The sequence below is a fragment of the Burkholderia sp. Ac-20345 genome, assembly GCF_017104825.1.
Lineage (GTDB): Bacteria > Pseudomonadota > Gammaproteobacteria > Burkholderiales > Burkholderiaceae > Burkholderia > Burkholderia lata_B.
On record NZ_JAAGPO010000043.1, the window covers coordinates 1 to 25502 of the forward strand.

22 protein-coding genes are annotated in these 25502 nt (G+C 66.1%); 9 read left to right on the forward strand and 13 right to left on the reverse strand.

The window, feature by feature from the left end; all coding sequences use genetic code 11:
- A partial coding sequence (locus G3O06_RS17340) for a zinc-binding alcohol dehydrogenase family protein (protein WP_205816906.1) occupies positions 1-714 on the forward strand: 714 nt, incomplete at its 5' end.
- Positions 715-738: 24 nt separating this feature from the next.
- Complete coding sequence (locus tag G3O06_RS17345) at positions 739-891, forward strand: DUF1427 family protein (protein WP_081051886.1); 153 nt, start codon at positions 739-741, stop codon at positions 889-891.
- A 24-nt stretch (positions 892-915) separates the two neighbouring features.
- Here G3O06_RS17345 and G3O06_RS17350 read toward each other — a convergent pair whose 3' ends face one another.
- Positions 916-1941 carry a transporter gene (locus G3O06_RS17350; protein WP_205816907.1) on the reverse strand — a complete coding sequence of 342 codons (1026 nt, stop codon included), beginning with the start codon at positions 1939-1941 and terminating at the stop codon, positions 916-918.
- A gap of 205 nt (positions 1942-2146) precedes the next feature.
- Positions 2147-3118 (reverse strand): phage tail protein, encoded by a 972-nt coding sequence (locus tag G3O06_RS17355; RefSeq protein ID WP_205816908.1) that lies wholly within the window; start codon positions 3116-3118, stop codon positions 2147-2149.
- 121 nt (positions 3119-3239) lie between these two features.
- Between G3O06_RS17355 and G3O06_RS17360 the strand changes: the two genes are divergently transcribed.
- The 4 genes from G3O06_RS17360 to G3O06_RS17375 all read left to right on the forward strand — a co-directional run bounded on the left by G3O06_RS17360 (position 3240) and on the right by G3O06_RS17375 (position 10287).
- Positions 3240-4085: a M15 family metallopeptidase gene (locus G3O06_RS17360; RefSeq protein ID WP_174917411.1), complete on the forward strand. Its 846-nt coding sequence runs from the start codon at positions 3240-3242 to the stop codon at positions 4083-4085.
- Positions 4086-4386: 301 nt separating this feature from the next.
- Positions 4387-8334 carry a type VI secretion system membrane subunit TssM gene (gene tssM, locus G3O06_RS17365; protein WP_205816909.1) on the forward strand — a complete coding sequence of 1316 codons (3948 nt, stop codon included), beginning with the start codon at positions 4387-4389 and terminating at the stop codon, positions 8332-8334.
- The gene (gene tagF / locus G3O06_RS17370; RefSeq protein ID WP_174917413.1) at positions 8331-9320 is read left to right on the forward strand and encodes a type VI secretion system-associated protein TagF; all 990 of its coding nucleotides are present in this window, start codon (positions 8331-8333) and stop codon (positions 9318-9320) included. The genes tssM and tagF overlap by 4 nt, the downstream gene beginning before the upstream one ends.
- A 4-nt stretch (positions 9321-9324) precedes the next feature.
- Positions 9325-10287: an OmpA family protein gene (locus G3O06_RS17375; protein ID WP_205816910.1), complete on the forward strand. Its 963-nt coding sequence runs from the start codon at positions 9325-9327 to the stop codon at positions 10285-10287.
- 81 nt (positions 10288-10368) lie between these two features.
- Here G3O06_RS17375 and tssA read toward each other — a convergent pair whose 3' ends face one another.
- The 9 genes from tssA to G3O06_RS17420 form a co-directional block, all read right to left on the reverse strand.
- Positions 10369-11490, reverse strand: a complete 1122-nt coding sequence (gene tssA / locus G3O06_RS17380) for a type VI secretion system protein TssA (RefSeq protein WP_174969716.1) — start codon at positions 11488-11490, stop codon at positions 10369-10371.
- Positions 11491-11532: 42 nt separating this feature from the next.
- Positions 11533-14202: a type VI secretion system ATPase TssH gene (gene tssH / locus G3O06_RS17385; RefSeq protein ID WP_205816911.1), complete on the reverse strand. Its 2670-nt coding sequence runs from the start codon at positions 14200-14202 to the stop codon at positions 11533-11535.
- Positions 14203-14252: 50 nt separating this feature from the next.
- Positions 14253-15353, reverse strand: a complete 1101-nt coding sequence (gene tssG / locus G3O06_RS17390) for a type VI secretion system baseplate subunit TssG (RefSeq protein WP_205816912.1) — start codon at positions 15351-15353, stop codon at positions 14253-14255.
- Positions 15317-17152 carry a type VI secretion system baseplate subunit TssF gene (gene tssF / locus G3O06_RS17395; protein ID WP_174969719.1) on the reverse strand — a complete coding sequence of 612 codons (1836 nt, stop codon included), beginning with the start codon at positions 17150-17152 and terminating at the stop codon, positions 15317-15319. The genes tssG and tssF overlap by 37 nt, the downstream gene beginning before the upstream one ends.
- Before the next feature lie 77 nt (positions 17153-17229).
- Positions 17230-17715 (reverse strand): type VI secretion system baseplate subunit TssE, encoded by a 486-nt coding sequence (gene tssE, locus G3O06_RS17400; RefSeq protein ID WP_043191646.1) that lies wholly within the window; start codon positions 17713-17715, stop codon positions 17230-17232.
- 62 nt (positions 17716-17777) lie between these two features.
- Positions 17778-18281, reverse strand: a complete 504-nt coding sequence (locus G3O06_RS17405; protein WP_006477093.1) for a type VI secretion system tube protein Hcp — start codon at positions 18279-18281, stop codon at positions 17778-17780.
- Positions 18282-18351: 70 nt separating this feature from the next.
- Entirely contained in the window at positions 18352-19842 is a 1491-nt protein-coding gene (tssC, locus tag G3O06_RS17410; RefSeq protein ID WP_174917419.1) for a type VI secretion system contractile sheath large subunit, read from the reverse strand.
- Positions 19843-19857: 15 nt separating this feature from the next.
- Entirely contained in the window at positions 19858-20373 is a 516-nt protein-coding gene (gene tssB, locus G3O06_RS17415; protein ID WP_006484395.1) for a type VI secretion system contractile sheath small subunit, read from the reverse strand.
- 46 nt (positions 20374-20419) lie between these two features.
- Entirely contained in the window at positions 20420-21049 is a 630-nt protein-coding gene (locus G3O06_RS17420) for a tetratricopeptide repeat protein (RefSeq protein WP_174969720.1), read from the reverse strand.
- 373 nt (positions 21050-21422) lie between these two features.
- On the opposite strand from G3O06_RS17420, the gene tssJ reads away from it, so the two are divergent.
- The 3 genes from tssJ to icmH all read left to right on the forward strand — a co-directional run bounded on the left by tssJ (position 21423) and on the right by icmH (position 24262).
- Entirely contained in the window at positions 21423-22034 is a 612-nt protein-coding gene (gene tssJ, locus G3O06_RS17425; RefSeq protein WP_174969721.1) for a type VI secretion system lipoprotein TssJ, read from the forward strand.
- A 102-nt stretch (positions 22035-22136) separates the two neighbouring features.
- Positions 22137-23483 (forward strand): type VI secretion system baseplate subunit TssK, encoded by a 1347-nt coding sequence (gene tssK / locus G3O06_RS17430; RefSeq protein WP_174969722.1) that lies wholly within the window; start codon positions 22137-22139, stop codon positions 23481-23483.
- A complete protein-coding gene (gene icmH, locus G3O06_RS17435) occupies positions 23480-24262 on the forward strand; it encodes a type IVB secretion system protein IcmH/DotU (protein ID WP_174969723.1) in 783 nt (260 codons plus the stop codon). Before tssK ends, icmH begins: the two co-directional genes overlap by 4 nt.
- A 211-nt stretch (positions 24263-24473) precedes the next feature.
- Here icmH and G3O06_RS17440 read toward each other — a convergent pair whose 3' ends face one another.
- Together G3O06_RS17440 and G3O06_RS17445 are read right to left on the reverse strand one after the other, a co-directional pair.
- Positions 24474-24944, reverse strand: coding sequence for a hypothetical protein (locus G3O06_RS17440; RefSeq protein ID WP_241020091.1), 471 nt, complete (start codon positions 24942-24944; stop codon positions 24474-24476).
- Positions 24944-25462 (reverse strand): DUF4265 domain-containing protein, encoded by a 519-nt coding sequence (locus tag G3O06_RS17445; protein WP_241020092.1) that lies wholly within the window; start codon positions 25460-25462, stop codon positions 24944-24946. The genes G3O06_RS17440 and G3O06_RS17445 overlap by 1 nt, the downstream gene beginning before the upstream one ends.
- Positions 25463-25502 lie beyond the last annotated feature (40 nt).

Genomic DNA, 25502 nt, shown 5'->3' on the forward strand with positions numbered 1-25502 from the left:
TATCTCGGCGTGCATCGCGACGGCTCGCATGCCGAGTGGCTCGTGCTCGACGCGGCCCTCGTGCGCCGCAAGCCCGCGGTGCTGACGCTCGACGAAGCGGCCGGCGTCGGCGTGCCGTTCGTCACCGCGTACGAAGGCTTGCGCCGCGCCGGCATGCCGACGGCCGGCGACGTCGTACTCGTGTTCGGCGCGAACGGCAAGGTCGGCCAGGCCGCGATCCAGCTCGCGACCGCGCACGGCGCGACCGTGATCGGCGTCGAGCGCAGCGCCGGCGGCTATCGCGGCCATGCATCGAGCGACGTGCACATGATCGATGCGTCGAAAGAACCGGTGGCCGACACGGTGCGCGCGGCGACCGGCGGCCATGGTGCGGACATCGTCTACAACACGGTCGGCAGCCCGTACTTCGAAGCGGCGAATGCGTCAATGGCGATCGGGGCGCGGCAGATCTTCATCTCGACGATCGACCGCAGCGTGCCGTTCGACATCTTCGCGTTCTATCGCGGCCAGCACACGTTCGTGGGCATCGATTCACTGCAACTCGGCGGCGCCGCGGTCGCGCAGATCCTCGACACGCTCGCACCCGGCTTCGGCAACGGCACGCTGCGCCCGTTCCCGATCGGCGACGACTACGTGTACCCGCTCGAGCGCGCGCACGACGCGTATCGCGCGGTGCTGGCCGGTGCGCGCGAGCGCGTCATCCTCAAGCCCTGACGCCGGACCACACGGGAGACCGCCATGATGGATTACGTGACTTCGCTCGCGGTGGGCCTCGGCGTCGGCGTGCTGTACGCGCTGCTGCACGTGCGCTCGCCGGCTCCGCCGCTCGTCGCGCTCGTGGGCCTGCTCGGGATGGTGATCGGCGAACGCGCGATCGCGCTGCTGCGCTGACGCGTCGATGCGGCGCCGATGGCGCTAGCGGTCGTCGCGCCGGCGGAACGCCCACCACGCGGCGAGCCCCGTGAAGCCCGCGACGAGCAGCACCATCAGCCAGAAGCCGTGCTTGTTCTCCGAGAACGGCACGCCGCCGACGTTCATCCCGAAGAAGCCGGCGACGATGTTGATCGGCAGCGCGATCACGGTCACGAGCGTCAACGTGAACAGCGTCCGGTTGTTCTGCTCGTCGAGACGCGAGCCGATCTCTTCCTGCAACAGCTTGATCCGCTCGTTGAGCCCCGCCAGATCGGCGAGCACCAGCGAGAACTCTTCGGTCGACTCGCGCAGCTCCTGCACGTCTTCCACGTGCAGCCACGCGGGCGGCTTCGCGAGCAGCCGGAAGATCGACCCGGGCTCGGGCGCGAGCATGCGCTGCAGGCGCGTCAGCGTGCGGCGCATCGCGCCGAGCTCGATGCGGCTCGACGTGAGCCGCTGCGACAGGAAGCGATCCTCGATGCGGTCGACGTCGACGCTCGTGCGCCGCATGATCTGGATCAGCAGGTCGGCCTGGTCGCGCAGCAGGTGCACGAGCAGTTCCGCGGGCGACCTGAACTGCTCGCCGTCGCGCACGCACGCGCGTAGCGTGTCGACCGAGCGCAGCGGCTTGAGCCGCGCGGTGACCATGATGCGCCGCTCGACGTGGGCGAACAGCGTCGCGATCTCCGAAGGCGTCAGTTCGAGGTTGAACATCACGTCGTTGACGATCGCGCGCAATGCGCCGTCTTCCTGTTCGATGCGCGTCGAGCGCGATCCTTCGTGAAGGAATTCGAAGAAGCTGTCGGGCAGACCGAGATGCGTGCGCATCCAGCGCTCGCTCGCGCCGTGCGCGAGGTTGAAGTGCAGCCAGACGAAATCGCCCGACGCGGCATCGTTCTCGCGACACGTGCGCAGCCATGCGGCAGCCGCGTCCGCATCGAGCGTCGCGCCGGATCCGCCCGGAACGAAGCGGAATCCGCACACCATGCCGGACGTATCGGCGCCGTAAGTCTGTACGATCAGTTCCATCGTGTCGAAGGTCGTGCGGCGCGCGGCGCACCGCGCATAGCGGGTCGCGAGCCCGCGCCGGAAAGGGAAAGGAGACGTATGCCCGACGGGCGTGACGCGCCCGTGACAGCGTCACGCCGCATCATACCGTCCGATTCCCTGCCCCCAAAGCAACGCGCCGCCCAACGGGCGGCGCAGGTGCGGCGGGCGGCATGCGCAAGACGCGTTACTGCCGCGTCTCCGACTGTGCGGCGCTCGGGCACGCGGGATCCTTGCCCCAGTGGCCTTCGCAGACGCGCCAGCGGCACAGTTGATCCTCGAAGAAACCGCGCTCCGAACACTCCTTCACGCGCGACGCCAGCGAGCCGGTCGTCGCGGCCGTCTTGGTCGGCACGGCCTGCGTCTTCTGCGCGGCGAGTTTCTTGTCGGCCGGCTTCGTGCGCGCGACCAGCGCGGCGAGCAGATCCGCATCCGGATCGTCCTTCCCGGCAGCCTTCGCGGTACGGGCCGGCGTCGCGTCGCGATGCTTCTTCGCCTGCGCGAGCTCGGCCTGCTGTTCCTTGCGATGCTTGCGGGCCTCGGCCTTCGCATCTGCCTTCGTGTCGGCCTTCGCATCGGCCTTGCCGTGCGCCGCGACCTTCGCGCCCTTCGCAGCGTCGGCCTTCGCGGTCTTGGTCGTCGCAGCAGCAGCGGCGGCGGCCGCACCGGCCGTGGCCGCGCCCGATGCGTCGTCGGCGCCACTGGCGAGCGCGCGTGACAAACGGCTGTTGTCCGCGGCGGACGCGGACGATGCGGATGCAACGGTTCGGGAAGCCGCGTCGTCGTTGACGATCGTGGCCGGTTGTACGGCGGAAGCGGCGGACGCGGCATTCTGCGCGACCTGCACGGCGGCATCGCTGGCCACTGCGGCCTTCGCCGGCGCGGCGGCTGCAGGCGCGGCCTCGGCCGTGACGGCGGGAACCTGCTCGCCCGAATGCTGCACGCGCCACGCGCCCCAGCCACCGACGGCAACCACCAGGGCCACGACGGCGGCGATCGGCGCTTTCAGCGAACGGCGCGGCGGTTCGGCCGGCGGCGTGACACGTCCTTCCAGATTCGCGAGAATGCGCGACTGCTGAGCTCCTCCGTCGCCTGCCGGTTTAGTATCGGACAGCAGGCTGGGCGGAGTTTTCGAATTTGAATTTTCCGGCGCACTCATTCAGCGTCTCATTGAATCCTGGTTTAATTCACCGCGATAATATAGCCCGGCCTCTCGAAGCAGCCTGATTCTAAGAGCAAGCATTGCAAAACACAATCAATTCCAATTTCCGGGGATTTCGTTGATTGCCGTCGCACTCATCGCCTATTTCGCCCTTGCCGTAGCCGTTGCGGCACTGTTGCTTTTACCGGGTATCCGCGCGACCGTTTTCGAATCCGTCGCCCAGTTTCACGGCCGTCTAACGCGCCGTGCGAACGATCGCGCCGCGCGTACGCGAAGTCAGATTGTTAAATCGGCAAGCGTTACGCGCGGCGCTTTAAACGATGTGCAAAATTTACTGGTTCGCCGGCGCTTGATGATTATGGTATCGGCAGGTATTCTTGCGACGCCGCCATTGGTCGCCATTGCGTTACGCGGCCGGCAATTGTTCCAGTACGACGACACGGCGCGCGTGCCCGACGAGAAGATCGCCGCGCTGCTGCAGGGCGAACAACTCGTGCCGCCCCCGCCGCTGCCGCCGGAAGTCTTCGCCACCAAGGAAGTCGAACAGGTACGCCCGGCGCTGAAGGATGCGAGCCGCGACTGGAACCTGCTGGACCCGGATTTCCGTACGCGTTTGCTGCTGGTCTACAAGATCATGCACGAACAATATGGTTATGAAATGGCGTTGCTGGAAGGTTATCGGAGCCCGGAACGGCAGAACCGGCTGGCGCAGATGGGCAGCAACGTGACCAACGCGGCAGCCTTCCAGAGTTATCACCAATTCGGGCTGGCGACCGATAACGCATTCCTGCGCGACGGCAAGCTGGTCATTTCCGAGAAAGATCCGTGGGCGATGCGCGGCTACCAGTTGTATGGCCAGGTCGCCGAACAGGTTGGCCTGACCTGGGGGGGCCGCTGGAAAATGATGGATCTCGGGCACGTGGAATACCATAAACCCGGTTTTAAACTGGGACGCGGCAGCTAGCCAGGGCTGCCGGACAGGAAATAATGAGGGCGGCATGGGGCTTTTTAATATCCCGGCAGGAAACGATATGGGCGGCGCAAAAAATCATGCATTCCGGTGCGCGATTTTTTCCGGCCGCCGCTTCCGTTTTAAATCTCACAGCGTCCTTTCGTTAATGCGCGCGCCCTCTCCGATGCCGCGGGCGCATTGATGCCGGCTCCCTTCATCCCGTTTGACAGCATGGCGACACATCGCGGCGCCACCCTTGCCGCTCGGCGCGCCTGCGTCGCCTCACCGAATCGCACCGGAACCTGAACGTCCTATGCAACGCATCCTCAACGTGCTGACTCATCCGCGTACGCTCTCGATCGTCGGGATCGTCGCGCTAGCAGCCATCCTCTTCATCGTCGCCGACATGCTGCAGTTGCCGCTCCTGTGGGCGGCGATCGCGTTCGCGGCGATCCTCGCGCTGTGGCTCGTCGTCGCGCTGTGGCGCCGCTGGCGCGTGAAGCGCGCGAACCAGCAGCTCGGCCAGATACTGGAAGAGCAGGCGGAAACCGGCAAGATCGCCGCGCCCGCCGCCGCCGCGCTCGCTCCCGACGCGAAGACGGCCGACCTCGACGTGCTTCGCACGCGCCTGTCGGACGCGGTGAAGACGATCAAGACGTCGAAGATCGGCCAAGTGTCGGGCGGCTCCGCGCTGTACGAACTGCCGTGGTACATCGTCATCGGCAACCCGGCCGCGGGCAAGAGCAGCGCCGTGCTCAATTCCGGCCTGCAGTTCCCGTTCGCGGACAAGAACAGCGCCGTGATCCACGGCATCGGCGGCACGCGTAACTGCGACTGGTTCTTCACGACCGAGGGGATCCTGCTCGACACGGCCGGCCGCTATTCGGTGCATGAAGAAGACCGCAGCGAATGGCTCGGCTTCCTCGGCCTGCTCAAGCGCTATCGCCCGAAAGCGCCGATCAACGGCATCATCGTCACCGCGAGCATCGCCGAACTCACCGGCAACCGCCCCGAATTCGCGATCAACCTCGCGAAAAACCTCCGCCAGCGCGTTCAGGAGCTGACGGAGAAGCTCGAAGTGTTCGCGCCGGTCTACGTGATGTTCACGAAGGCCGACCTGATCACCGGCTTCACCGAATTCTTCAGCAGCAGCGACAAGCACGAGTACGACCGCGTATGGGGCGCCACCCTGCCCTACGAGCCCGACGACAAGCGCGACGTCGTCGCGCAGTTCGACACGCACTTCGAGGAGCTCTACGAAGGGCTGAAGGAAATCAGCGTCGCGCAATTGTCGCTGTCGCGCGGCAACCAGCTGTCGCCGGGCCAGTTGAGCTTCCCGCTCGAATTCTCGACGATCAAGCCGTCGCTGCGTGCGTTCCTCGCGACGCTGTTCGAGAACAACCCGTTCCAGTACAAGCCGATCTTCCGCGGCTTCTACTTCACCAGCGCGCTGCAGGAAGGCGAAACCAACAGCGCGGCCGCGCAGCGCATCGCGCACCGCTTCGGCCTCGACGGCGCCGCGCTGCCGAAACCGCACAGTGCGTTCTCGAAGAACGGCTTCTTCCTGCGCGACCTGTTCTCGAAGGTGATCTTCGCGGACCGCCAGACGGTGCGTCAGTTCGCGAGCCCGACCAAGACACGGCTGCGCTACGCGACCTTCTTCGGCTTCGTCGCGGCGCTCGCGCTCGCGCTCGGCGGCTGGACCTGGTCGACGATCGGCAACCAGCAGCTCGTCTCGAACGTGCAGGCCGACCTCGACAACGTCACGCGCCTGCAGCAGGGCCGCAACGACCTGCAGTCGCGCCTGCAGGCGATGGACATCCTCGAGGACCGGATCGAGCAGCTCGAGCAGTTCCGCCGCGACAAGCCGCTGTCGGTGTCGCTCGGCCTGTACCAGGGCGACCGTCTCGAGCAGCACCTGCTGACCGAGTATTACAACGGCGTGCGCCAGATCCTGCTGGCCCCCGTGTCGCAGAACCTCGCGTCGTTCATGAAGGACGTGAACGCGCACCCCGAACAGCTCGTGCCGATGACGCGCCCGCCCGAATCGGGCGCCGTGCAGGGTGGCGCGATTCCGGTCTCGACGAACGCGGCAGGCGCCGCGCCGCAGGCCGGTGCCGCGCTGGCCGCGTCCGGCACCGCGGCGGCCGCCGCACCGCAGCAGCCGGCCGCACCGCAGGGCGGCCTCTACAGCGACGCATCGCCGACCAACGTGCAGGACGCGTACAACGCGCTCAAGACGTACCTGATGCTGTCCGACAAGCGCCACGTCGAGCAGGCGCACCTGACCGACCAGCTCGCCCGCTTCTGGCGCGGCTGGCTCGAGACGAATCGCGGCAACATGCCGCGCGACGAGATGATCAAGAGCGCGGAGCGCATGATCTCGTTCTACCTGTCGCGCGTGAATGACAACGACTGGCCGATGATCGACGCGAACCTCGCGCTCGTCGACCAGACCCGCGAGAACCTGCGCCACGTCGTGCGCGGGATGCCGGCCCGCCAGCGCGTGTACGAGGAAATCAAGGCACGCGCGTCGACCCGCTTCGCGCCGATGACCATCGCGCGCATCGTCGGCGACGGCAACCAGGGGCTCGTGGCAGGCAGCTATGCGATTCCGGGCACGTTCACGCGCGAAGCGTGGTTCGACTACGTGCAGCCGGCGATCCGCGACGCGGCGACCAAGGAACTGCAGGCGAAGGACTGGGTGCTGAACACGTCGACGCAGGACGACCTGACGCTCGAGGGTAGCCCCGAGCAGATCCAGAAGACGCTCGTCGGCATGTACAAGACCGAGTACGCGCAGCACTGGCAGAAGTTCATGCAGGGCATCGCGGTGCAGGGCTTCAGCAGCTTCGGCCAGGCCGTCGACGGGATGAACCGCCTCGGCGACCCGCAGGATTCGCCGATCCGCAAGATCCTCGAGACCGCGTACGACCAGACGTCGTGGGACAACCCGTCGCTCGCGAACGTGACGATCAAGAAGGCGCAGACGGGCGTCGTGAACTGGGTCAAGCAACTGTTCTCGCGCTCGCCGGCCGGCCAGGTGGCGGCCGCCAACATCGACATCAACGGCAATCCGGCCGAGGTGCCGATGGGTCCGATCGGCCAGGAGTTCATCGGGCTCGCGCGGATCGTCGCGGTGCATGACGGCACGTCGATGCTCAAGGGCTACATGGATTCGCTGTCGAAGGTCCGCACGCGCTTCAACGTGATCAAGAACCAGGGCGACCCGGGGCCGGGCGCGCGCCAGCTGATGCAGCAGACGCTCGACGGCAACGGTTCGGAGCTTGCCGATTCGCTGAAGCTCGTCGACGAGCAGATGCTGACGGGCCTCACCGATTCGCAACGCAAGTCGCTGCGTCCGCTGCTCGTGCGGCCGCTGATGCAGGCGTTCGCGGTCGTGATCCAGCCGGCCAGCGCCGAAGTCAACAAGGTGTGGAACGCGCAGGTCTACCAGCCGTTCCAGAACTCGCTCGCGACGAAGTACCCGTTCGCGGCGAGCGCGAAGGTCGAGGCCGGCGCCGGTGAAATCGCGCAAGTGTTCGGTCCGGACGGCTCGATCGCGAAGTTCGTCGGCACGACGCTCGGGCCGCTCGCGGTGCGCCGCGGCGACACCCTCGCCGCTCGCACGTGGGGCGACATGGGCATCGGCCTCACGCCGGACTTCACGAGCGGCTTCGCACGCTGGGTCGCGCCGCTCGCCGGCGGTGCGGCAGGCAGCGCCGCCGCGTCGTCCGAGCCGCAGACCGTGTTCCAGATCCTGCCGCAGCCGAGCACGGGCACGACGGAATACACGATCGCGATCGACGGCCAGCAACTGCGCTACCGCAACACGCCGCCGCAGTGGACCAACTTCGTGTGGCCGAACCCGCAGGGCTCGCCGGGCGCGACGCTGTCCGCGACGACCTTCGACGGCCGCACGGTGCAGCTCGTCAACGAGCCGGGCCGCTACGGTCTCGAGAAGCTGATCAACTCGGCGCAACGCAAGCGCCGTCCGGACGGCACCTTCGACCTGACGTGGGTGCAGGGCAGCGTGAACGTGTCGGTGACGATGCGCATCATCAGCACGTCGCAGCCGTCCGGCGGTGGCGGTGACCAGCCGCAGCAGCAGAGCCTGCGCGGCCTGCGGCTGCCGTCGTCGGTCGCCGACGCGAGCACGGGCGCCGCGCAGAACGCGACCCAGTCCGCCGGCACGGGCACGCCGGCGGCAGCGCCGGCCGTCGCGGCCGCCAACGCAACGAATGCCCAGGGGGCGCAATGACGCAAACCGTACAGGCGCAAATCGCCTACTTCGGCAAGATTCCGTCGCGCGGCGACTTCGTGAAGAGCCCGCACAACCCGCAGCTGCTGCAGACGCTCGACCGCTGGATCGCGCAGGCGCTCGAACTGCTCGCGGAAGATCCGCGCTGGAAGCTCGTCTACGAGGATGCGAAGCCGATGCATTTCGCGTTCCTCGGCTCGCGCAGCAAGCTCGCGATCGCGGGCCACATGGTCGCGAGCCACGACGTGTCGATGCGCCGCTTCCCGTTCCTCGGCGCCACCGCGCTCGAGGTCGACCGGCCGCTCGCGTTCCTCGCGCGCAGCCCGCTCGCGTTCGCGCGGCTGTGGTCGCGCGTCGCCACGCAGATCCCGCCGCTGCTCGGCAAGGACGAGCCGCCCGGCGCGCTGCAGGCGCTCGGCGACACGCAGGTGCCGATCGACGTCGGCGGCCCCGGCACGTCGCATGACGGCACCTTCAACGATTTCGTCGAACACCAGTCGCTGTACGGCCTCCAGGAGATGCTGCTCGAAAGCGGTCATCCCGTGCGGCTGCGCGGCGCGATGCTCGCGCTCGGCTCGCTGCTGCGGCCGGTGATGCAGAGCGGCACGTCGCACATCGAACGCGGCCTCACGCTGCCGCTGCCGGTCGATCCGTTCTACCGCAGCCTCGTCGCCGCGTTCTGGCTCGAACTGATCGCACCGTTCGTCGCGCAGGCCGACTTCGAGCTCGCGATCTTCATCGGCACGATCGCCGAGCGCGAACGGCTCATCATCGGCTTCAACGGCGCGTCGGCCAAGACGCTGCTGAGCGTCGTCGACCCGCAGACCTACGCCGCCCACAACATCGACATCGACGATCCCGAGTGGATCGACGCCCATGCGCAAAACGATCACCAGATCAGCAAGCTCGTCAGCTACCTCGACCAACCGCAACTCTCGCTGCGCGTCGCCATCGACGCGTTCCGCGAAGCGTTCATCGGAGGCTGACGGGATGCATCGCACGATTCACGTCCGGCGCGCGCGCCTTTCGGTCGCGCTCTCGCCCGCCGTCGCCACCCTCCTCGCTGCCGGGCTCTTCGCCAGTGGCGCGGCCTTCGCGCAGAACACCGGCGCGACCGTCACGCCGGTCGGCAACGGGACGGTCACGACGACCGCGCTGTCCGCGAACACCGGTGCCGCACCGGGGACGGCCTCCGGCGCCGTCGTGCACGGCACGGCCGGCACCGCGAGCACCGTCACGCCGCCGCCCGCGACCGCGACGCCCGGCCAGGTGGTCGTCGGCGGCAAGGTGCCCGACGAGGCGACCAAGGCCGCCGTGCTGCAGAAACTGCGCGATACCTACGGCGCGACGAACGTCGTCGACCAGATCGAGGTCGGTGACGTCGCCACGCCGCCGAACTGGAGCGCGAACGTGCAGAAACTGCTCGGCACGCAGCTCAAGCAGATCAGCAAGGGGCAACTGAAGATCAACGGCACGCAGATCGAGATGAAGGGCGAGGTGCACAACGAAGCGCAGCGCCAGCAGCTCGCGAGCGACATGGCGAACACGCTGAACCCGACGTACACGATCAAGAACGGGCTGCGCGTGTCGGCGTCCGAACAGGGTGTGCTCGACCAGACGCTCGCGAACCGGACGATCGAGTTCGAGACCGGCAGCGCGACGCTCACGCCGCAGGGCAAGCTGATTCTCGACCAGATGGCGACCGCACTCTCGAAGATGCAGAACCGCACGGTCGACATCATTGGCCACACCGACAACTCGGGGAACCGCACGTCGAACATCGCGCTGAGCCAGGCGCGCGCGGACTCGGTGAAGGGCTACCTGATCACGAAGAGCATTCCGCCGCAGCAGATGACGACGACGGGCGTCGGGCCGGATCAGCCGATCGCGCCGAACGATACGGCGGACGGACGCGCACGGAACCGGCGGATCGAGTTCCGGGTGGGGCAGTAACGGACGGCACGGGGTGCGCCGCGCGGCGCACCCCGGCACCGGACAACGGGCGGCTGCAGCGATGCGCCGCCCGTTTTGCGTTTACGACTGCTCGTCGGGCCGCACGCCCAGCAGCTCGCGAATATGCGACAGCGAGCCGTCATCCTTCACGACGCTCTCGAGCCACTTGTGCAGCGGCATGTCGGCCCATTCGGCGGCCTTGTCGGCGAGATACGCGACCGGGCTGTGCGGCTCGGTCTGGCGGAAATAGCGGGCGACCGCGCGCAACTGGTCGACGGCCTGCGCACGGTTCTGGATGCCGGCGATCATCTGCGTCACCGGGGCGCGCGGAACGGACTGCGGCTGCACATGAGTCTCCTCGGTCTGGATCGGATTGCCGAACACCGGCTCGATGCGCTCGGGCTGCGCCTGCGGTGCCGACTGCGTGTGCGGTGCGTTGCCCGTATAGCCCTGCTCGCGCGCGAAGCGCTCGGCGAGCCGGTACACCGTCTCGAATGCGTCGCGCGCCTGCCGGAAGCTCGGCGCCGAATCGCCCGCGCGCTCGACGAGCCTTTCCTCGAACGCATCGAGCGCGAATTCGAACGCCTTCAGGTTCGCGAGCAACGCCGTGTAGAACGCGATCGACGTCACGCGCCGCGACGAATCGATCTGCTCGATCGACGGCTTGCCGCGTGCGATGTCGTCCGCGTGTTCGGGGTCGCGCTTGATGGCCTGCGCGACGTGCTGCGCCACTTCCCAGTCGAGCGTGCTGAACGCGTTCGACGCGCCGTCCGTCATCGGCACCGCGCGCAGCAGCTCGGCCGTGCGGCCGGACAGCCACGCGACGTTGCCGAGCCGGTGCTCGGTGTCGTCGTCCTCGGGCAGCGGGTGCACGGTGTCCCAGAAGTCGCGGCACAGGCCCTCGAGCAGCGCATAGCCTTCGGTGAGGCCGGTGATGCCGTCCTCGAGCGCGAGCGCCTCGGTCAGCCACACGGCGAGCCGCAGGTCCTTCGTCCGCGTGCGCAGCAGCTCGCCCGCATGGTCGACCACGAAGCCCCAGTCGGCCTCCTTGATCTCGGTCACCCATTCGCCCTGGTCGAGCGTCGGATCGTCGTAGCGCCGCGCGTCCTGGATCGCGTCGAATTCGTTCGAAAACAGCAGGTCGTCGCCGCTGGGCGACGCATCGCTGATCGGCGTCAGCAGCTCGGGGAGATTGATCGGCATGATTCGGTCAGTTCATCAAATGCTTGTGTTGCACGGCCGCGCTCATTCGACGGTGTACGTGAATTCGCCGGCCTCGTCCGCGCGCACCGCGATGCGCGCGATGGCCTCGCCGTCGGCGATCCGGCCGAGCACATGGCCCGCGATCTCCGGCAGCAGCGTGCCGTTCAGGATATGGTCGACGTTGCGGGCGCCCGAGTCGACCTCGGTGCAGCGCGCGAGCACCGCATCGACGAGCGATTCGTCCCATTCGAACGCGGCCTTGTGGTTCGCCTCGATCCGGCAGCGGATCCGCTCGAGCTTCAACTCGATGATCTCGGCCAGCACGTCGTCGGAAATCGGGTAGTACGGCACGACCTTCATCCGCCCGAGGAATGCGGGCTTGAAGGTCTTGTACAGCTGCGGGCGCAGCGTCTCGGCGAGCGCGTCCGGATCGGGCAGTTCCTCGGCGGGCTTGTTCAGGCACGCCTGCATCACGGCACTGGAGCCGACGTTCGACGTCAGGATGATCAGCGTGTTGCGGAAGTCGATCTCGCGCCCTTCCGCATCGTCCATCGCGCCCTTGTCGAACACCTGGAAGAACATCTCGAGCACGTCGGGGTGCGCCTTCTCGACCTCGTCGAGCAGCACGACGGAATACGGGTTGCGGCGCACGGCCTCGGTCAGCACGCCGCCTTCGCCGTAGCCGACGTAGCCCGGCGGCGAGCCCTTCAGGCCCGACACGCTGTGCGCTTCCTGGTACTCGCTCATGTTGATCGTGACCATCTTGCGCTCGCCGCCGTACAGGATGTCGGCCAGCGCGAGTGCCGTCTCGGTCTTGCCGACGCCCGACGGCCCGACGAACATGAACACGCCGCGCGGCTTGTTCGGATCCTCGAGGTTCGCGGTCGCGGTGCGCACGCGCTGCGCGATCGCGTCGAGCGCGTGGTCCTGGCCGATCACGCGCGCGGTGAGCAGCGGCTGCAGGTTCAGCACGGTGTCGATCTCGTCCTTCACCATCCGGCCGAGCGGAATGCCCGTCCATGCGGCGACGATCTCGGCAACTACGTGGCCGTCGACCTGCAGCGGCACCATCGGCTCGCCGCCCTGCAGCGCGTGCAGTGCCGCGACGCGTTCGGCGAGCTTGTCGCGGGTGGCCTGCACGTCGACCGGCTGGCCGTCTTCCGACGGGCCGCGTGCCTTGTCGAGCGCTTCGCGCAGTTCGGTGATCTCGGCGACGATCACGCGCTCGGCTTCATAGCGCGCTTCGTCCTTCGCGAGTTGTTCGAGCGCCGTGTCGCGCGCACCACGCAGCTCGCCGAGCCGCTCGTCGTGCGACGCGCCGCCGGCCGCCTCGCGCTCCAGCGACGCGATTTCCACGTCGATCCGCTCGATGCGCTTCTTCGTGTCGTCGATCGCCGCCGGCGTCGCGCTGTGCGCAAGCGCAACCTTCGCGCATGCGGTATCGAGCACGCTGATCGCCTTGTCCGGCAGCTGGCGGCCGCTGATGTAGCGGTGCGACAGGCGCACGGCCTCGGTGATCGCATCGTCGAGGATCCGCACGTTGAAGTGCTTCTCCATCAGGCCGGACATCCCGCGCAGCATCGCGGCCGCGAGCGGCTCGCTCGGCTCCTCGACCTTCACCACCTGGAAGCGCCGCGCAAGCGCCGCATCCTTCTCGAAGTACTTCTTGTATTCGCTCCACGTCGTCGCGGCGATCGTGCGCAGCTCGCCGCGCGCCAGTGCCGGCTTCAGCAGGTTCGCCGCGTCGTTCTGGCCGGCCTGGCCACCCGCGCCGATGATCGTGTGCGCCTCGTCGATGAACAGGATGATCGGATGCGCGCTCTTCTTCACCTCGTCGATCACGCTCTTCAGGCGGTTCTCGAACTCGCCCTTCACGCTCGCGCCGGCCTGCAGCAGCCCCATGTCGAGCACGTGCAGCGCGACGCCGCGCAGCGGCGGCGGCACGTCGTCGGCCGCGATGCGCAGCGCGAGGCCCTCGACGACCGCCGTTTTGCCGACACCGGCCTCGCCGGTCATGATCGGGTTGTTCTGGCGGCGGCGCATCAGGATGTCGATCGCCTGGCGGATCTCGGCTTCGCGGCCGATCACCGGGTCGATCTTGCCGTCGCGTGCGCGCTGCGTGAGGTTGGTCGTGTACGTGTCGAGCGCGGGCGTCTTCGACGGGCCGGCCGCGGGTGCCATGCCGTTGGCGGCCGGCGCGGCGTCGCTACCCTCGTCGTCCGCCTGACGCGGCTCGGCTTCGCTCGAGCCGGCCATGATCTCGTCGAACTTGTGCTTCAGGTCCGTCACGTTCATTTCCGCAAACTGCGACGACATCCGTTGCGCGAACTGCGCGAGATCGGGCGCGGTCAGCAGCGCGAGCAGCAGGTGCCCCGAACGGATGCGGCCGAGCTGCGAGTCGAGCGACGCGATCAGCCATGCCTGTTCGAACAGCGCGATCAGGTGCACGGAGAACACCGGCGTGCGCGTGTTGCCCGTCTTCAGGCGCGTCAGTTCGCGCTCAAGATCGGCGTGCAGCGCGTGCGGATCGACGCGGCTCGCGCGCAGTGCGAGCGGCAGGTCACCCGTCGCTTCGTCGAGCAACGCGAGGAACAGGTGCTCCAGATCGACCTCGTAATGGCCGCGCGCCAGGCACGCGCTTGCCGCACGCTCGGTCGCGTGGCGGCACAGCGGGTTCAGTTTCGTGATCAGGGTCTTCAGAGGCGTGCTCATGGCGTCGATCTCAGTCTCAGGTTCGATTGCGTGTTTGTTGTCGTTCGGAATCAGTGAATCACGTGCAGTTCGTAGCGGGCATCGGAGCGGTCCTCGATTGCATCGCGCGTGCACAGGAACGCGTCCCAGCCGAGCCGCGAGCCCGCGCCGAGCACGCTCGCGCCGACCTCGGTGCGCTTGAGCACGAGCTTCACCTCGTATTCGAGCGTGACGCCGGCGAGCAGCGTCAGCATCCGCTCCAGCGCGACGGCCTGCGCGCCGCTGGGCAGGAACGCCTCGTAGTCGCGCTTGGACAGCGGGCCGATGACGATCCGCGCGCGCATGTCGCGCTGCCATACACGTTCGCCGACGAGCGCCGTCGCGCCGAGCACCGCGTTGACTTCGCCGAGCACGCTCAACTGGTCGGGCGGCACGTCGTACCACTTGCCGACGAACTGGTCGATCTTCACCGGCACGCGGAAATAGTCAGACAGCGTGCGCTGCAGGTACGCAGCCGACATCGGCCGGTGCCGCGCTGCCAGCGCATAGCCCGCGACCGCCTCGTCGAGCACGCCGCCCGCGCCGGCCGCGAGGCTGTCGCGCACCTCGTCGCTCGGCACGCCCGCGATTGCCAGCAGCAGCGGCAGATAGCGCTCGTCGCGGTCGAGCTCGTAATGGAACGGCAGCCGGTATTTCTTCCACGCGGCATAGAACAGCGCCGTCGCGCGGTTCGAGAACACGTCGAAGAATGCGCGCGCCGCATGGTCGCGCTTCAGGTGCTCGCGCGCGACGATCTGCTCGGTGTAATGCAGCGGTAGCGCACCCTGCCCACCCAGCAGCCCGAAGAACGCGGGCGTCAGCTCGACGTGGCCGAGCTCGCCGGCCGCGAGCGCGGCGCCGCGCGCCTCGCCCGTCTTGAGCTGGGTGCCGTCGTCGTCGAACGAGCGCGCGCCTTCGATCTCGCTCGGCGGAAAGCCAAGCGACAGCGTATTGCGGAATTCGATGCGCTGCGCGACCACGTCGCCCTGCCGCCATGCGCCGGGCGCGTCCGACGCCTGCCGCGCGAACAGCCCTTCGAGCACGCGCACGGCCTGGAAGAACTCGAAGCGGTGCGGTTCGTCGAGCAGCGCGTCGACTACGCCAGGATCGATTCGCCGGTCCGGGGCTTGCATCGGATGATCTCCTCGCCGGTGCGCTTCGACACGACGACTAGTTGAACGAAACTGTTGAGGTGCACGTACAGCCCGAAGAAGCTGTCGAGCACGCGCACGAACGAGGCCAGGCTTGCGCCGACGAAGTGCTCCTCGTCGATCGTCAGGCGGATCTCGATGCCGCGCACGAAGGTCGCGAACGGCTTGCCGGGCAGCCACTGCACGGCGCCGCGCTGTTCGACGCCGACGAGGCCGTCGATCTGGCGCATCGACACGGCGGTGCGCCGCAGGTCGTACAGCGTCAGCATTTCCTTCAGCGGCGCGAGCCCGTGCGCGACCAGCGACACGTGATTGAGCGCGAGGTGCGACACGAGCCGCCAGTGCGCGGCACGGCCGCGCTCGAAGCGCACGCTCTGCGTCGGGCGGCGCAGCAGCGAAATGCCGCTGGTTTGCGCGCCACCTTCCTGGAACAGGTCGCCGCCTTCGAGCCCGAACGCGAGCATCGCCGGCAGGTCGCGGTTCGTGCAGGTGAGGTCGAGGCTCAGCGTGTCGGTCTGCGGCGACGTCGGCTCGAAATCGATGTCGACGATCGAGATCTCGGTTTCATAGCCGGGGCTCTTCTGCGCGACCCAATCGTTGCGGCGCGCGAACCAGTAATGGCCGATCCGCGCCGATTCGCCGTGATGCAGCGAATAGAACGGCCGGAACTCGATCACCGATTCCTCGTGCGCCTGCTGCCGGACGAGCTTCACCGAGTCGATCGAATACACGTCGTACGCGAACGCGCGCCGCGCCTCGGCGATCACCGGGTAGGACACCGCGCGGTGCGTGATGCGGATCGGCTCGCCGTGCTGGCGGAACAGGTTGACGATCGGCGTGCAGAACAGCCGGAAATGGCTCGCCGTCAGCAGTTCGAGCAGCCGCGCGACGTGCGAATCGCTGCGCACGTCCTGCAGCACGAGATGCAGCGTCGCGCGCTGGCAGCGGCCGCTCGCGCGCGCGATCGCCGCGATGTCGAAATCGACGAAATCGAACTTGTCGGGGAACGCGAAGTATTCGGTGAGCAAGCGATACGCGGGATGCGATTTCGCCGGGTAGTCGATCAGCGCGTCGTCCTCGTCGAAGCCGGCGTGCGCGATCGGCAGCTTGCGCAGCGCGGTCCAGCGGCCGTTGCGTTCCGGCTCGACATACGCGCCGAGCACGTTGACGAACAGGCAGTCGGTCAGCGCCGCGACGAACGACTGCTCGCCATGCAGGTGCGCGCGCAGCGTCGGCAACTTCAGCGCGCCGAGATCGAGCTGCGCGGCGAGCGATTCGAACGTGATCGAGATCACGCCCGTCGCGTTCGACGGCAGCACCGTCGCGCTCGGCGCGAGCGCGACCGGCATGTAGCGTGCTTCCGAGATGCGGATCGGTGCGAGCGTCACGTCATAGGCAGTGCGGAACCGGCACTGCACGCCGCGGACCGGGCGGCTCTTCAGCTCGGTGCCGCGACCGATCACGACCGGTTCGGTCTGCTGGCCGGGCGACGCCGGCGTGAACTGCGCGATCGAGCAAGACGGGAACGGCCGCAGGTAGTGCGGATACAGCACTTCCAGCAGCGCTTCGGTGAATTCGGGGTAGTCGTCGTCGAGCTTCTTGTTGATGCGCGCGCCGAGCAGCGCGAACGACTCGATCATCCGCTCGACGTGCGGATCCTCGCAATGCTCGCCGGACAACGCGAGCCGCGCCGCGATCTTCGGATAGCGTTCGGCGAAATCGCGCGAATAGCGCCGCAAAAACGATAATTCGCGCTCGTAATACGGCAGCAATTCTTCCATCGACGACCCCGAACCTCAATATTTCCTGCCGGACCCTGATCCACCACCGGGCGGTCCGGCCCGCTCGGCGGCATGATTTACTGCATTCTTGCGGCGCGTGCGCGCGTAACCGAATACTGCAGCGTCGACGGCTGCAGCATCGCGTCGAAACTCACCGGCTCCTCGGCCGGGTGCACGACGAGCAGCGCCTGAATCGCGAAGTAGAGCGCGTTGGTGGCCTGCTCGTTCAGCTCGAACGTCACCTGCACCTGCTGCAGGCGCGGCTCGTGGCGCGCGATGGCCTGCTGGATCGACTTGCAGATGAACGCGCGGTCGTAGTGACTCGCCAGGCTCAGCCCCGCGAAATCGTTCAGCCCGTAGGTCAGCACCGACTTCTGGCACTCCGGCAGCGCGGCCAGCTCGATTTCGGTGTGGGCGATACGGGTGTTGAGGATCGCCTCGACGTCGCGGGCGACCGTGTTCTTGAGCTCGTCCAGCGACAATTGCCGCATCGCTGCCGAGGCCGGCAGGTGCGGTTCGTCGTCGAACAGCTTGTCGAGAAAACTGGGTTCGAATCGTTTCATCGGCCGGTGTTCACAGCGAAAACGGCAACGGGACGCCGCGCGCCCCGTTGCCGCAACCGACCTTAGACCGCGTAGGTCTTGTCGTTCTTCGTCAGACTCCAGGCGCCTTGCGTGTTGCCGCCCTGGTTGCCGCCGATCTTCTGCTGGGTTTGCTTCCACTGCACAGCTGCGTACTTCAGCGAGAACGTCTCGAGCGGCAGACCTTCTTCGCGAACGCTCGGGGCGATGCTCGAGATGATCACGTACTTGAGCTTGACTTCCAGATACTGCACGCGCTTGCCTTCACCGTCAGCGCGCGAGAAATGAACCGTCACCTCGTCGAACGTGGTGCCGCCCGAAGCGTGCTGGTACAGCAGCGGGCTCGACGAATCGATTTCCTTCGTGAAAATCATGTCGCCGTGTTCGCAACGCGTCATCGTGTGACCGCCAGCGGTCGATGCGGTTGCCGAACGCGGTTGAACGATCGAGTGATCCCACGATTTCAGCTCGATCCAGCCCTGGTGGTCCTTGTCCGCGGACTCGCCCTTCACCGCGGGACTACCAAACTGCAAGTGCATATGTAACATGGCCCTTCGACTCCCCAAAGAGGTGGTTTTAACGTCCTACCCAGGCGGCCCGCCCGGGCGATTTACTCGCTTATGAATTTGCCGGTTTGGGCAGATCAGCGACAAGTCGCAGAGAAATCGAGAGTTCGTCGAGCTGAAAGTGCGGACGCAGGAACGCGACCGAACGATACGAGCCCGGCTTGCCCGGAATCTCCGACACTTGTATGGATGCCTCACGCAGCGGAAATTGCGCCTTCTGTTCCTGCGAGGCGTTGTCGTCGAGCAGGACGTACTGCGAAATCCACCGGTTGAGGAAAGTCTCCACGTTCTGCGCCGATGCGAAGCTGCCGATCTTGTCCCGCATCATCGCCTTCAGGTAGTGCGCAACGCGCGATACCGAGAAGATGTACTGAAGCTGGGCGGACAGGACGGCGTTCGCATTCGCGCTGTCGGTGCTGTATTTCTTGGGTTTCTGCACCGACTGCGCAGCGAAGAACGCGGCGTAATCTGAGTTCTTGCAATGGACGAGCGGGATGAAGCCGAGGTCGCTCAGCTCCTTCTCGCGGCGATCGGTGATCGCGATTTCGGTCGGGCACTTCAGCGCGACTTCACCGTCGTCGGTCTTGAACGTGTGGGTCGGCAGGTCCTCGACGAGGCCGCCGCCTTCGACGCCGCGGATCGCCGCGCACCAGCCGAAGTCGTCGAATGCGGCCGTCAGGCGCGCAGCGAACGCCCACGCGGCGTTGCACCACAGGTACTTGTCGTGGTCGGTGCCGTCGACGTCCTCGACGAAGTTGAAGTTCTCCGCGGTCTGGCCGTCCTTCGGATTGAACGGCAGGCGGCCGAGGAAGCGCGGCAGCGTCAGGCCGACGTAGCGCGAATCTTCGGCGTCGCGGAACGACTTCCACTTCGCATATTCGACCGTATCGAACACCTTGCCGAGGTCGCGCGGCTTGCCGAGGTCGGAGAACGACTCGAGGCCGAGCAGCTCGGGCGACGCCGACGCGATGAACGGCGCATGCGCGGCCGCTGCAACGTGCGACATCTGCTCGATGAAGTACATGTCTTCCGGCTGGCGCGAGATCTCGTAATCGCCGATCAGCGCACCGAACGGCGAGCCGCCGAACGTGCCGAACTCTTCTTCGTAGACCTTCTTGAACAGCGCGCTCTGGTCGAACTCGCTCGCGCCCTTGAAGTCGCGCACGAGGTCGCGCTTCGGTGCGTGCAGCGCCTTGATCTTGATCGTCTGGCCGGTGTTGCTTTCCTTGACCAGGTAATCCATCCCGCGCCACGTGCTTTCGAGGCGCTGGAACTCCGGCGCGTGCATCACTGCGGAAAGCTGCGTGGAAATCAGGCTGTCGAGTTCGGCGACGCGTGCGTCGATCGTGGCCGACAGGTTGTCCGACACGATCACCGTGCCGTCGAGCACCTGGTGCACGAGTTCGCCGATCAGGTCCTTCGCACGCGCATGCTCGGAATCGGATTTCGCGACCTTGCTCTTCTCGACGATATCGTCGAGCAGCGAGGTCCCGGCGGCGTAGTCCGCGCCGCTCGCTTGGGCCGCAGCCGTTTGCTGGTTCATCTCAACACTCCGTCGTCATTCGCCGTCTTTGTCGCCGCCCGTGCCCTTCGCGAGCTCCTGCAGCTGCTGTGTGTTCTTCAGCACCTCGGACAGCAGATCCTCGAGCTTGTCGTTGCCGGCGAGCTTGTTGCGCAGGTCGGCGAGCTTCGAGCGCGCCTCGAGCAGGCGCCGCAGCGGCTCGACCTGTTCGACGACTTCGTCCGGGCTGAAATCCGACAGCGATCGGAACTTCAGGTCGACCGCGAACTTGCCGCCTTCCGGGCTCAGGCGGTTTTCCACCTGGAACGCGGCACGCGGCTCGATCGCCTTCATCACGTCGTCGAAATTGTCGCGATCGATGTTGACGAATTTACGGTCGCGCAGCTTCGGCTGCTCGATTTCGGACTGGCCCGCCAGATCGCCGACGACCCCGACGACGAACGGCAGTTCCTTCACCTCGATCGCGTCGCCCTTCTCGACCTCGTAGGTCAGTTGGACGCGCGGCGGCCGTATTTTCTGCAAGCTTTTCTGAATGCTTTCTTTCTTGGCCATCTCGACGGCTCCCAGGTTAGTTGTGGTTATCGCGTCAGTTTTGCGGTCAGTTGCGCAGTGCGCCGAACGGATCCGCGCCGCCCTTCTGCGGCGTGGTGGGCGGCGTCGGCGTGCTGGTCGCCGCTGCTTCGGCCGCCGGTGCAGCGCCGGCCTTCGGACGATGAACGACCCGGCGCGGCGGGCGCGGCTTCACGGCCTTCGTCTCCGGCGGGAACAGCGCCGATTCGCCCAGCGTATCGCGCAGCTGCTTCGCGAGTGCCTGCGCATCCGACTTCGCGTCGCCCGCGAGCGACGAATCCTGGCGCAGTTCGCCGAGCGACTGCGTCGCGATCCGCAGGCCGGCCACGGCCAGCACGCTCTTCGCCTGACGGTCGGTCGCGTCGCGCTGCAGCGCTTCCTGCGCGGCAACGATTGCCTGGCCGTAGTGGTTCTGGGCGAACTGGATTTGCGCAATGCGCGACCACGGCTCTTCGCGCGTCGGATCCGACTTCGCGAGCTGCTGGTACAGGCCGAGCGCCTTGTCCTGGTCCCCCGCCTTCGCAACTGCGTCCGCATCCGCCAGCGACTTGTTGAACACTTCGGCAGTCGGCGGCGCGGGAGGCTGGCTCGCACAACCGGCGATCACGCCGCAAGCCACTACTACCCCAGACAGTTTTGCGAAGAGACGGTCTTTCATCGTTATATCCACCGGCGCGTGAGTTTTAAATCGTTGAGAATCTGGTTCTTTTGCTTTGCAAGAAGCGCGCGGGTATAGTACCGATCAATTTTTCATAATTCAATCGTCGTGTGAAGAGTAATTCCTTTTAAAACCGGGCGCTACCCCCTCCAATGGCCTCTCGCAGCGGGCTCGCAGCGATTTTTCTTTCGGCCGGATTGGGCAAGTTTTACTGGTTGCGCGACGCGCCGCCCGGATGGCGGAAAAAATTTCCGGACGCCTGCCATGACGCGGGCGTGCTTAATAGTTGAACGGTGCAATGCCGGGGATACGCAGCGAACGCGGAAATACCCGGCAGATTTGACAGGGATAAAGGCGGCACGCCGGAAATACGATGAGATCGTTGATGATTCGCTACGCGCTGCCACTGGTTGCCTGCGCCCTTCTGGCCGGATGCGCGGCCGCCCCGCTGCTCGGCTCGGCCGCGAGCGCCGTGATGTCCGCGGCCGGCATCGGCAAGCCCGAGTTGCCCGACGCGCAGAAGCCGCCGCGCAACCTCGGCCTCACGCTCGCCGCGGCGCCGAACCTGAATGCCGCGACCGACAACAAACCGCTCGCGCTCGTCGTGCGGCTCTATACGCTGAAAGACCCGACGTCGTTCCAGCAGGCGCCATTCGACGCATTTACGGATCCGACCAAGGAAAAAGCCGCACTGGGCGCGGATCTGCTGAACGTGCGTGAAATCACGCTGATTCCGGGCCAGCGCTATACGGCAACCGAGAAGGTTTCACGCGAAGCGCAGGCATTCGGTATCGTCGCGCTGTTCCGCGATCCCGCACTACAACGATGGAAACTGACGTTCGATCCGGTGAAGTCGGAGAAATCCGGCATAATCATCGGCCTGCATAATTGCGCGATGACGGTCACCGACGGCACCGTCATTGCACCGCAACAGGGTGCGCCTTCGCAACCGCTGAATTTGCTTTCTTCGGTGTCCTGCGGTTAAACATGACGCACGAATGTCAATTAACAAGAGTTAACAATTGGCGATTTAATTCGGGCACGAACGAATCGATTACATCGCAACGCGACATTAACCGGATTTGACATGAGTTATTCGGCCAAGGTGCTGTGGGGGGAAGGGCTGTTCCTCCGGCCTCAACACTTTCAGCGACAGGACGCGTACCACGAAGCGCGCCTGTTCGAATCGATCCAGGCGATCCAGCCGTACAACTGGGGCGTGCGCTCGGTGCGCATCGACCGCGATGCGCTCGGCAGCAACGTGCTGCGGGTGGCCGAGCTCGCGCTCGTGTTCCCGGACGGCGCGCTGTATGCCGCGCCGCAGGCCGACGACCTGCCGCCGCCGATCGCGCTGGACACGCTGCCTGACGGCATCAACGAATTCGTGTTCTATCTCGCGCTGCACCCGCTGCGCGAGAACGGCACCAACTACAGCGACGATCCGGCCGCCGGCTTCATGACGCGTTTCGTCAGCGAGCAGACGAGCATCGCCGACAACTTCACCGACGCCGCCGAAGCCGACATCACGTTCCTGAAGACACAGGTCAAGCTGATCGCGCACAGCGAACCGCGCGACCAGCTGCTGTCGGTGCCGCTCGTACGCGTGCGCCGCACCGCGACGTCCGGTTTCGAGATCGACGACAGTTTCGTGCCGCCTTGCCTCGCGATCGACGCATCGCCGATCCTGCATCAGCGGCTGCGCCAGCTCGTCGATGCGCTGCAGGCGAAGGTGAACGCGCTGTACGGCTTCCACCGCGAGCCGTCGAAGAACATCATCGAATTCCGCTCGGGCGACATCGCGTCGTTCTGGCTGCTGCACACCGCGAACGCCGCGTTCGCGACGCTCGCGCACCTGCACCAGCACTCGGCGCTGCATCCGGAGCGGCTGTTCCAGGAGCTGCTGCGCCTCGCGGGCCAGCTGATGACGTTCTCGAAGGGCTATACGCTCGCCGACCTGCCGGTGTATCGCCACGACGATCCGGGCCCGAGCTTTGCGCGTCTCGACCTGATGCTGCGCGAGCTGCTCGACACCGTGATCTCGACGCGCTACTTCGCGATCACGCTCGACGAGGTGCGCCCGTCGTTCCATCTCGGCCGCCTCGATTCTGGCAAGATCGACGACAAGACCGAGTTCTACCTGGCGGTGTCCGCGGACATGCCGAGCGTCGAGCTCGTCGATGCGGTACCCGCCCGCTTCAAGGTCGGCGCACCCGACGACGTCGACAAGCTCGTGCTGTCGGCGATGCCCGGCGTGCGGCTCTCGTACACGCCGCAGGTGCCGCCCGCGATTCCGGTGCGCCCCGGCGCCTGCTACTTCGCGCTCGATTCGCGCGGCGCGCTGTACGAGCGCATGCTGCAGGCCCAGTCCGCGATGATCTACGCGCCGACTGGCATCAATGACCTGAAATTCGAACTGATCGCGGTCACATCATGAGCTACGCGCCTTCCCTGTTTGGCGACAACGCGCCGCCTCCCCTGCATACCCCGGCGTCGACGGACGCCTCGTTCCAGGCTCGTTCGCTGCTCGACCTGCTGTACGACGGGTTCTTCATGCTGTTCCTGCTCAAGAACGGGCGGGAGCCGGAGGGCGCGGGCGAGTTCAGCACGCGGATCCAGGAATTCCTGTCCGACTTCGAGCGCGGCGCGAAGAAGCTGAATATCGCCGCTGAAGATGTGTACAGCGCGAAGTTCGCGTTCTGCGCGGCGATCGACGAGATGGTGCTGTCGTCGCAGTTCAAGATCCGCACGGACTGGGAACGCCGGCCGCTGCAGCTCGTGCTGTTCGGCGAGCAGCTCGCGGGCGAGAAGTTCTTCCAGTATCTCGAGGATTGCCGCGCGCAGGGTGCGGCGCGGCTGCAGTCGCTCGAGGTGTTTCACATGTGCCTGCTGCTCGGGTTCCAGGGCAAGTATCTGCTCGAAGGGCCGGAGAAGCTGGCTTACCTCACCGCGCGGCTGGGGGACGAGATCGCGCACATGAAGGGCAAGCGGGCGCCGTTCGCGCCGCATTGGCCGCTGCCGGATCAGATCGCGCATCGGCTGAAGCGCGAGGTGCCGGTGTGGGCGATCGGGGCGGTGTTCGCGCTGGTTGCGCTGCTCGGGTATCTCGGGCTCAACACGTATCTGAAGGACAAGACGCTGCAGGCGCTGGCGCCTTATTCGCAGGTGATCAAGGTGGGCCCGGAGTCGGCGAATTTGACGATTTCGCTGCCTTGAGGGGTGCAGGTTGTTCGTGCCTCGCTTCACGATGAAAAAGGACCGCCGAGCGGTCCTTTTTTTATTGCGGCATGCTATTCAGTCATGCTCGCGACTGCATGCCGTTCGGGTCCAGATCGAGGAAGTCGTCGTGGCGATCGAAATGGTCGAGGCAGCGGACGACCTCCTCGATCGCGCAGCATCAACGCCTTGCGGAAGGTTTGCCGTGCGCTCATCGCGGCTCCGCGTTATCGGACAGATCCATCCAGATGTCCTCATAGCCGGTGTCATCGATGATGAAACGTGCACCGGCCGGCAGCATCAGATAAGGCAAGACCAGCGGCAGGTGCGTAGACAGATGCGCGGCATGCAGCGGCTGATAAAAATCAGCGGCATCCGAGTATTCGCCGCAATGAAAAAACCAGCTTACGTTGTGACCTTCGGACAGCACGATGCGCGTGCCGTAGACCGGCGCTTTCCCGAGCGTCGACATCGCGACGGCAACCATGTCGTCCGGTTCGACAACGGGCAGGCCGTATCGCGCACAAACAGCTTCCTGACGCGCTCGCAGCTCGGCCGGATCGTCAGTCATTTTCATCATCCCCTTCCTGTCCTGTGGCGCACCAGCTTGTTTGCCGGCATAGCGGTGCGTCGATCGCTTGCGCTCACGTTCGGCGAGCAGTACGCGCTGGCGTGGCGTCACTATCGGTCGAGCCACCAGTCGAGCAGCGTTTCATCCTCCGGATCCTCGAAGTTGCGGTAGATGTTTGCGTAGTACCAGGCGATACCGGTTCTCTCGGTGAAGCCGTCGAATACGACGCGAATTCGCTCGCCGCCAACCTTCGCCGGAACGGATAGCGCCAGCGAGCCGCCATGGCGACCATCCAGCGTTCCGCCCAGTCCGGCCCCGACCTCGTATTCGAGCCGTTCGATTTCATCGCCCGGAATCGCACTTCCGTAAATCTGGATGCAGTAGTTGCCGCCCCGCTCGAGCACGGTCGCCGGGCGATCGGGATCGTCGATGCGGATGAGGTCGCCCTTGGCGAGATTCAGCGTCAGGCCCGGCGACGCCAGCAGCTCGTAGACGCCCTGCCCCGCGTCGCGTGCCGGAAGCTCCTCGTGAACCGGCCCGTCGCCGGAACCGCCGGCATAAACGTAGATCACGTCGAAATCGCGGTCGTGGAGTTCAGCGGCGCGCGGCTTCGGATTCATGTCGTCCATCGTGTCATCCAGTTGAACGCGGCGTCCTGCGCGTGAGTGG